7 protein-coding genes are annotated in these 7,970 nt (G+C 53.8%); 3 read left to right on the top strand and 4 right to left on the bottom strand.

Going from position 1 to position 7,970, the window contains the following annotated elements:
• The 3 genes from PGY33_RS10750 to PGY33_RS10740 all read left to right on the top strand — a co-directional run.
• A partial coding sequence (locus PGY33_RS10750) for a hypothetical protein (RefSeq protein ID WP_270478572.1) occupies nt 1-499 on the top strand: 499 nt, incomplete at its 5' end.
• Nucleotides 500-930: 431 nt separating this feature from the next.
• Nucleotides 931-1,746 carry a ParA family protein gene (locus PGY33_RS10745; protein WP_270478570.1) on the top strand — a complete coding sequence of 272 codons (816 nt, stop codon included), beginning with the start codon at nt 931-933 and terminating at the stop codon, nt 1,744-1,746.
• Nucleotides 1,746-1,985: a hypothetical protein gene (locus tag PGY33_RS10740; protein WP_117491941.1), complete on the top strand. Its 240-nt coding sequence runs from the start codon at nt 1,746-1,748 to the stop codon at nt 1,983-1,985. The genes PGY33_RS10745 and PGY33_RS10740 overlap by 1 nt, the downstream gene beginning before the upstream one ends.
• 508 nt (nt 1,986-2,493) lie before the next feature.
• On the opposite strand, the gene PGY33_RS10735 is transcribed toward PGY33_RS10740, so the two are convergent.
• The 4 genes from PGY33_RS10735 to PGY33_RS10720 form a co-directional block, all read right to left on the bottom strand.
• On the bottom strand, nt 2,494-3,843 hold the full coding sequence (locus tag PGY33_RS10735; protein WP_270478568.1) for an ATP-binding protein: 1,350 nt from the start codon (nt 3,841-3,843) through the stop codon (nt 2,494-2,496).
• A 288-nt stretch (nt 3,844-4,131) separates the two neighbouring features.
• Nucleotides 4,132-5,118 carry a PP2C family serine/threonine-protein phosphatase gene (locus tag PGY33_RS10730; RefSeq protein WP_118481078.1) on the bottom strand — a complete coding sequence of 329 codons (987 nt, stop codon included), beginning with the start codon at nt 5,116-5,118 and terminating at the stop codon, nt 4,132-4,134.
• 17 nt (nt 5,119-5,135) lie between these two features.
• Complete coding sequence (locus PGY33_RS10725) at nt 5,136-5,831, bottom strand: vWA domain-containing protein (RefSeq protein WP_118481079.1); 696 nt, start codon at nt 5,829-5,831, stop codon at nt 5,136-5,138.
• A 44-nt stretch (nt 5,832-5,875) separates the two neighbouring features.
• Nucleotides 5,876-7,954: a zinc-ribbon domain containing protein gene (locus PGY33_RS10720; protein ID WP_118481080.1), complete on the bottom strand. Its 2,079-nt coding sequence runs from the start codon at nt 7,952-7,954 to the stop codon at nt 5,876-5,878.
• Nucleotides 7,955-7,970 lie beyond the last annotated feature (16 nt).

Here is a 7,970-nt window from a genome sequence, read left to right as displayed (position 1 = left end):
CGGCTTCCTTGCGAAAATCAAAACGCAGGTTTCTCGCATTCGTAAAAACGTGTGTGTTAACAAAAAGGACAAGCCGCGTGCCGTCCGCCGCAGGCTGCGCAGGCAGATCGAGCAGCAGATCAACGCCGACGCGCTCCGCCGTCAGTTCGGCAGCGAGCTGACCGGAACGGTCGTGACGGCAGTCTGCAACATCAAGTACGCAGACAAGCTGTTCATCAAGGGCGCTGCGGTCACGCAGGACAGCCGCGAGCAGATCTCCCGCCGTATTTCTCAGGAAAGCATGGAACGCTTTCTGAACAGCGTCACGATCGACTTCGGCCGCATTGAAAACCCGGTTGCATACTTACAGACTTCCCTGTATACCTACCATCAGAAGCTGCTGCAGCCTTCGCAGGCCGAGCCTGTCAGCACCGGCACATCCGAGCAGCCGCTGGCCGACTGGGAACTGGAGTGGCTCGAGCGCGTAAAAGCAAAACGCCATTCGCAGGAAACCGAATAACCTTTTAAGCCATGATTGACCTCATGGCTTATGGTCGTGCTCGGAAAATCATATTTCCATCCCCAAACACCGATGACGGCAGAAAAGCCGTCATTTTTCTTTATCTGCCATACCATTACCCTGATTTTACAGGGTACTCTGTTTACAGGCAGTATGCTGAAAGACAAGATGCTTTTTGAGCAGATGCAAAACAGGCGGATATACTAAAATCCTTACCTACTAAAACTTCTTTATTCAAACTTCACTACTCAATCTTTCTGACAGAAAAGGAGAGAAAAGAGTGAGAAATACACGATCTGAACGAATTTTAGAACCAATAGAAAGAGATAACGTTATAAAGTTACAAAGTCTTGACGTTATAATGGCACAGGTATATAATAAGAATAACGTTAAACAGTTATAACTTTACAAAGTTGAAAGAGGTGGAGAACATGTCTGCGATATTTGCACTGGCCAACCAGAAAGGCGGCGTTGCGAAAACCACAACGACAGGCACGCTGGCGGCCGGTCTGAAAAAGCAGGGCTTCAGTGTGCTGACGATCGACTGCGACCCGCAGGGCAACCTGTCGATGTCGGTAGCTGCCGAGAATCAGGACAGCGCGACCATGTACGAGGTCATGAAGGGAACGGTCTCGGCGCGGGAGGCCATCCAGCACACATCCAGCTGCGATATCATTCCGGCCAATACCATCCTTGCGGGCATTGAGCAGGAGCTGCACAACGTCGGCAAAGAGATGACGCTCCGCGAGAAGCTGCGCGACGAGCAGACCGGCGTTGCGGAAGAATACGATTACATCCTCATCGACTGTCCGCCGTCACTCGGTCTGCTGACCGTGAACGCCCTGACCGCTGCCGACTATCTGCTCATCCCGACCATGGCGGAGACCTTTGCGGCGTCCGGCATCACCCAGCTGTATGATACTTACAAGTCGGTAAAGAAATACACCAATCCGGCGCTCAGGATCGACGGCGTACTGCTCACGCGCACCGAGCGCACCCGTGTCACTAGGACCATTCAGGAGCTGACCGAAAAAATCGCGGACTACATGGGCGCGGACGTTTACCGCACGACCATTCGCAGCAACGTGATCATCAAGGAAGCGCAGGCTGTGCAGGAGAACGTGTTTGACTACATCGAGAGCAAGGCACAGACCAAGGGCGAGCGCGTTTCCGAGGCCAGCCGGAATTTTGTGAATGACTGTCTGAATTTCGTCAAAGAGTTTGTGGAGAAGGAGAGGGAACAGTAATGGCAAGACTCAGTGCAGAGGAAATGTTCAAGAATATGATCGGCCGCAAGGACGAGGAGCCGCAGCCGGCACAGGAAACCGCTGCCGCGCCGACTGCGGAAAAGAAGAAAGCCTCCACCGTGCAGGTGACCGTGCGTCTGCGCCCGGAGCAGCATAAACAGCTCAAGGCGGCAGCCTTCCACCGCGACTGCGATATGTCTGAGCTGGTACGGCAGGCACTCGATCAGTTTTTCGCGTAACGTTGTAAAGTTGTAACGTTAGAACTTTATATGCAAGAAATTCCGACAAAATAAGGCGTATTTTGTCGGAATTTTGTATTTTATAAAATATTATCTAAATAAAAGTTATAACTTTACAACGTTATAAAGTTATATACTATTGATTTACAGCGTCACATCCACCTTCCATCTCATACGTTAGAACGATTTATATTCGGATTAGACGGATAGAATATAGGGTATGGTTCCGAGGAGATTTATGTTATTTGCTTAGACTCAAACTGTAGACGAGATAGCGGTCAGTTGACACTCTCGGTATTTGAAGCGGTAAGCGATTTGGCATCTGACAGCGGGGCGTTTACCATCAACCCGACCGCTCTCCCTGTGACGCCGAACCAGCACTGCACCAGAGCGCAGATTATGACGTTTCTATATCGGCTATAAGGCAGCAAATAAGTAATGAAAAAAGGAGAAACTGCGGGTGCAGTTTCTCCTTTTTCTATACTGGTTATAGTATAAAGTTATAAAGTTACAACTTTCCGCTCTGCTCACCCGCCAGATACCGTTTGAGCAGAAACGCGCAAAAGTACGGGAACGTATAAATATCATCACTGAACCCGATATTTCCGGCGGTAAATTTGATGCCATAGTGAATATCCTCATACTTATCGCTGGTGATGAGCGTGCGCAGAGATTTCGCCGTGCCTCTCTGGGCCTTGACCTCGACCGGAATGAGCGCGGATGCCGTGCGGACGAAGAAATCCTGCTCGAGCGTGGAATCCTCGCGCTTGTAGTAATACAGCTGATACCCGGCCTTGACGAGCGCCTCACCGACCACATTCTCATACAGTGCGCCCTTGTACACGCCGAGGTTTTTGTTGGCGCGCAAGTCCTCCTGCGCCTCCTCATCGAGCATGGCGACGAGCTGGCCGCTGTCCGCAAAATACAGCTTGTACTTTGTCTCGTCGTAATTGCCCTTGAGCGGCAGTTCCGGGAAATTCAGGCAGTAGCAGATGTTGACCATACCGGCATCGTTCAGCCACTCAATGCAGCCGCGGTAATCGCGGAAACGCGCACCGGACGCGACCTTGGAAATCTGGAATTTCTTATTATCCTTGGCAAGCTGCACCGGAATGTGCTGAAACACATTCAAAATGCGGGTCTGGTCCATGCCGTCAGCGCATTTGCGGATGTTCTCTTTGTAGTCCGCGATCAGCTGGCGCTGGGTTTCGAGTGAGCCTTCAAACGTGCCCTTTTCGATGAATTCGCGGACAACGGCAGGCATGCCGCCGAGAATGCAGTAGTTAAGGAACAGCTCGCTGCAGACCGACATTTCCAGTTCGTTGAACGGTGTCAGCGTGTGCATATGCGTCAGCATATCGTCGATAAAGGCATCATCGTAGCCGCCGGCCCACAAAAATTCCTCAAAGTCCAGCGAGAACATCTCGTAATCGGTCTTGTAGCCGACACTGTTGCTCTCAATTTTACGGTAGTTGAGACCGAGCATGGAACCGCTGCAAATGACGTCGAACCGGCCGTCGATCTTAAAGAATTTGAGCGCGGTCGCAATGTCGGGAAACTCCTGCAGTTCATCGAAGAAAATCAGGGTCTCACCCTCGATAAAACGCTTAGACGGATCGATACGCGAGATATTTTTGATGATATCCGCCGCTTTGTAGCCGTCCGCGGTGATCATTTTGTACTTTGGATCTTCCACGAAGTTGATCGTGATAACGCTCGTGTAGTTGCCATCGGCAAAGCGCTGAATGGATTCGGTCTTGCCGACCTGCCGCGGCCCTTTGACGATAAGCGGCTTTTTATCCGGATTTGCTTTCCATGCCGACAGAAAAGCGTCGATTTTGCGTTTTAGATAGAGCATTTTGTTTCACCTCTCATGAGGGTATTATACCCCGACAGAGGAAGAAATGCAATTGCCCGCACAAAATTAAAGCGAGAATTATTAGTCTGTTCACATTTTATGAGCGAGTTATTGCATATAAATCACATTTTTAAGGTTTCACTGCCGTGCGGCAGAGGATGTGCAGCAGCGGTTGAGTTGGTGCGAACCTCGTGTTATAATAACAATAAATAGTAACAACTCGAGCCCCTGCGGGGGACAGCAACAAAAACAAAAAAGCATGCATATAGCATGCTTTTTTGCTTTCTATCACGCTTTTTGATACCAGCCGTTCGTCTGTTCAATAAGCCCAAGCTGCTCGAGCTGCCCAAGCCGCTGCTTGGTATAGCGCGGGTTCAGATGAATCTTCACCGCGATCTGCCGCAGGCTATGCGGCTGCTCGAGCAACACGAGCATCGCATCATACCGCCTGATCCTGCGCGCCGTATGTGCCCTTGCGCGCTGGATATGATACAACCGTCGGCGTTCCTCGACACTAAGCTGGTCGACGATGCGCAGCGCCTTTCCCGGACGTGCGAGAATGGCAATACTGCAATCATCCTGTGTGCGCGGACAGACCACGGAAGCGAACGTGTCGGCAAGCTGCCGCTGTAGCACATCGGCGCGGATGAGACACGCGCGCTGTATCACATCGGTCAGGATATCCGCGAGCGCGCGGCTCGGTTTGTGATACAGGCTGTGCTCGGTGCCGTCGCTCATCAGCACGAATGCGGCTTTGTCCCGCAGTTCGCCCTTGAACAGCCGCATGGTCTCGGCGGCCTTGTCCGAGGTGACAAAGGTGGTCTCATTCGCAAACTCGCCGTTGTCCGGCACGGACGCTACTTTGAGTGTATCGCCATCCAGATACCCGATCACGCCATCCCCGATATGCGCGAGCAGAAACCGGTTTTCGCTGACCGCCGCCAACAGCAGCGTGCATGCCAAATCGTGTATATTGCAGCGATGTTTTTCGGCTTCTTCGGTCAGCTCATGCCGCAGGACGGAGAGCATCTCCTGCCGAACAGCCTCGGCATCCTCACATTCCTGATACTGAGCAAACCGGTCCGCGGCCAGTTCGGCGGCGGCTCGGACCACCCGTTCCGCGCCGAAATGCGACAGCCGAGCCGAACCGGCGCCGTCCGACAGCACAATGATATGCACGCCGTTTTTGTCCAACCGGAAGGTCTTATCCTGACAGGGCACACCGCTTTTCCGGTGTCCGCTGCCTTGTGCGGCACAGCATACCGATCTCCACATGTGATCGCTCCTTTCTGTTACAGCTCGGCCCAGCCCTTGATACCTTCAAAGTCGAGGGAAATGCTCTCACCGGCGATGGACTGGGATGTGGTGGAAACACTCTGGCTGAGCCACTCGAAGAACTCGCGGAATTTCAGTCCTTTCAGCTTGAGCGGCGAACGCATCGGTGAAAATTCGGCCAGCGCCTTCATATCGGCATGGGCGCCGATGCCGATTGGAAAAACGGATAGCTTTTTGTCTCTTGCAAGGCTGTCCATACGCTGTTTGGCGCGTGCCAGCTGGTCGGCAGCACCGTTCGGTGCACCGTCGCTCATCAGCACGAACCACGGCTGAAAGTAGTCCACGCCGACACTACGGAACTGCTCCTTGCGGCGTTCGAGCAGGTCAAGCCCCAGGTTGATAGCCTCGCCCATGGGCGTCATGCCGCCGGCTGAGAGCATCGGTACCTCCGGCTGCTGGTCGAGGCCGGAGAAATCCCGCAGGCAGACCGGCTCCGTGCCGCCGAAGGTGATAACGCAGATATCAGCGGCGTACAGCGCGGTCTCGTCCTCCTTGATGGCCTGATAGAACTGGTGAACACCTTCGTTCAGTTCCTGAATGGGCAGGCCGTCCATCGAGCCGCTGACATCCAGACACAGGCACACCGGAACGCGGGCAGACGGGTTGCTGACCAGGTTTTTGCAATCAAACAGATATTTTTCGGTAGTATACATAGAAAACACTCCTTTAGCGAATTGAATTGGTTTCAGGGAACAGGTTACATACGGAACCACTTCTCCAGTACGGAGAGGAAGGAGGAGCGGTCGGATTTGATCGGCTCATCGGTCTGCGGTTTCTCTTCACGCGGCATCTGATAGGGAATATCGCTGAAAATAGAGCCGCTTCGGCGTGTCCGGCAGACCTTGCAGCGGCGCGGCAGATGAAAATCCTTCTTGTCGTAGGATTCCTTTTCGCCGTAGGTGATGGAGAACGGCTTTCCGCAGTCCGCGCAGAGCAGTGTCGTGTAGACGGCGTTCTTCTTGTGGTAGCAGTCCGGGCACACGGTCCGTCTCGGCGCCTTTTTGATGTACTTGTGGTAGTTTTTGTACACCATCTCCTGCCCGCACTCGGCACAGTGATAGGTCTCGCCCTTGTTCAGACAGTCACCGCAGATGCCCTCCATCGCCTTGTCAGCCGGCACTTCATTGCCGCAGATGCGGCACTTGATGTACGCAACGTGCGGGTTCTTTTTCAGCCGGGTCGGGAACAGCTCCATCGACATGCTGTCGTGCTCGCACAGCTTGCCGCTCTGCAGCAGGTCGAGGTAATACTCGAACTTGCGCAGCCACACATCCGTGCTGAAACGGGTCTGCTCGGTGCTGTGCAGACCGCCCTTGCGGAAGGTCTCATAGAAGTCGTTCTTGAGGTAGCGCGGCAGGTGGCTCCAGCAGAAGCGCCACATCCCTTCGGGAGCCTTGCCGGAGCAGCGTTCGCCGGAGGCATAGGCGAAATCACCGTTTAAGATGTTCTCAACCTGGTTTTCGCCGCCCTGCAGGGAGTACGGCGGCTTGCCGGGCAGCATGATCATGAACAGCAGCGTTGCAACAGCGAAACGCTCGTTGCCGATGGTGCGCAGGAAGGTCGAGAAGTCCTTGCGCTGGATCTCCGGTGCGGTGAAGTTGATGGTGCCGACTGGACACGGAAAGCCTTCGATCTGGTAGCTGTCGGTATCAACAAAGTACACCTCGGTCGGGGAGACAACCAAAATATTGTTCGGGTTGATATCGCCGAGGATAACGTTGCGGTCGTGCAGGTACTTCAGTTTTTTCAGGATGGTGATGCACAGCGTCACCGTGTCCTGCTTGGTCCAGCTTGGGAAATATTTTTTGAGCAGCTGCGGCTGAAATACGCACTTTTGCAGTTCGCGTCCGTGCGCCTGCCGCATCAGATAGCCGACAAAGTTGTATTCTTTGTCGTACAGCAGCGCCAGCGGAAAGCAAACGCCGTCGCAGCTGAGGTTCTTGCGCGCCAGCAGGCACAGCTTTTCGTGCCGGGTGCGGTTCAGCTTTTCCTTTTTGTAGATCTTGGCGACCATGCCGGGAATGTTGGTCTGGTAGATCGTGCCTTCACCGCCAGCGGTGATCTTGCGGCACAGCTGAATGTTCTTACGGTTGCTGTCGTACAGCGCGGTTACAGTCGCGCCTTCGGATGGAACGGACGAAACCATCCAGTTGCAGGCGTAGGATTTCACCTTGTCGGCCAGCCGGAAGCAGTCATCCGGCGGCACGGCAGCCGGACGGCGAACGGCGGCAGTCTCCGACTTGCTTACCGGTGTTTCACGGCGTTTGGGTCTGCCGAAGATGCCGAGACAGCCGTTCTCGGTGATGCGCTCAACGCGGATGCTGCGCACGCCGTTTACCGCCTTGCTGCTGCGGATGTTCATAATATCGGCTGCAAGATTGTGATCCTGCGTGATGAGCAGCAGATCGTAGCGCAGACGGAACCGGGTAAAGACGGTCTGGAACACGTTGTCCGCGAACAGGCGGTCGTTGTCATCGCCGTAGATGGTGATGAGGTTGGCTTTCTGCAGGCGGTCAATGGTGCTGAGCGCTTTGCAGGCCAGCTGACTGCGGCGCGGATCGACGTGTTCGGGCGCTTTCGCGTGCTTTTCCACCTCGCGGCAGACCTGCAGCGGCACGATGATCTGCTTGTTCTCGCGCAGGAGAAGGGGAATGATGTTGCCCCAGAACTGATCGGCGTTTTCATTCATTAAACTGCAGGTGTCGATGAAGATGAGATACTTCTTAACGGTCTCTTCGAGGTGCTCGGCAAATTTCTTTTCTACGGTATACAACATGATAATTCTCCTTTCA

Source organism: Butyricicoccus sp. AF18-9LB, from assembly GCF_027684505.1.
Classification (GTDB): Bacteria; Bacillota; Clostridia; order Oscillospirales; family Butyricicoccaceae; genus Agathobaculum; species Agathobaculum butyriciproducens.
The sequence above is the reverse complement of the archived record's forward strand: the minus strand, read 5'-3'. Positions and strand labels throughout refer to the sequence as shown.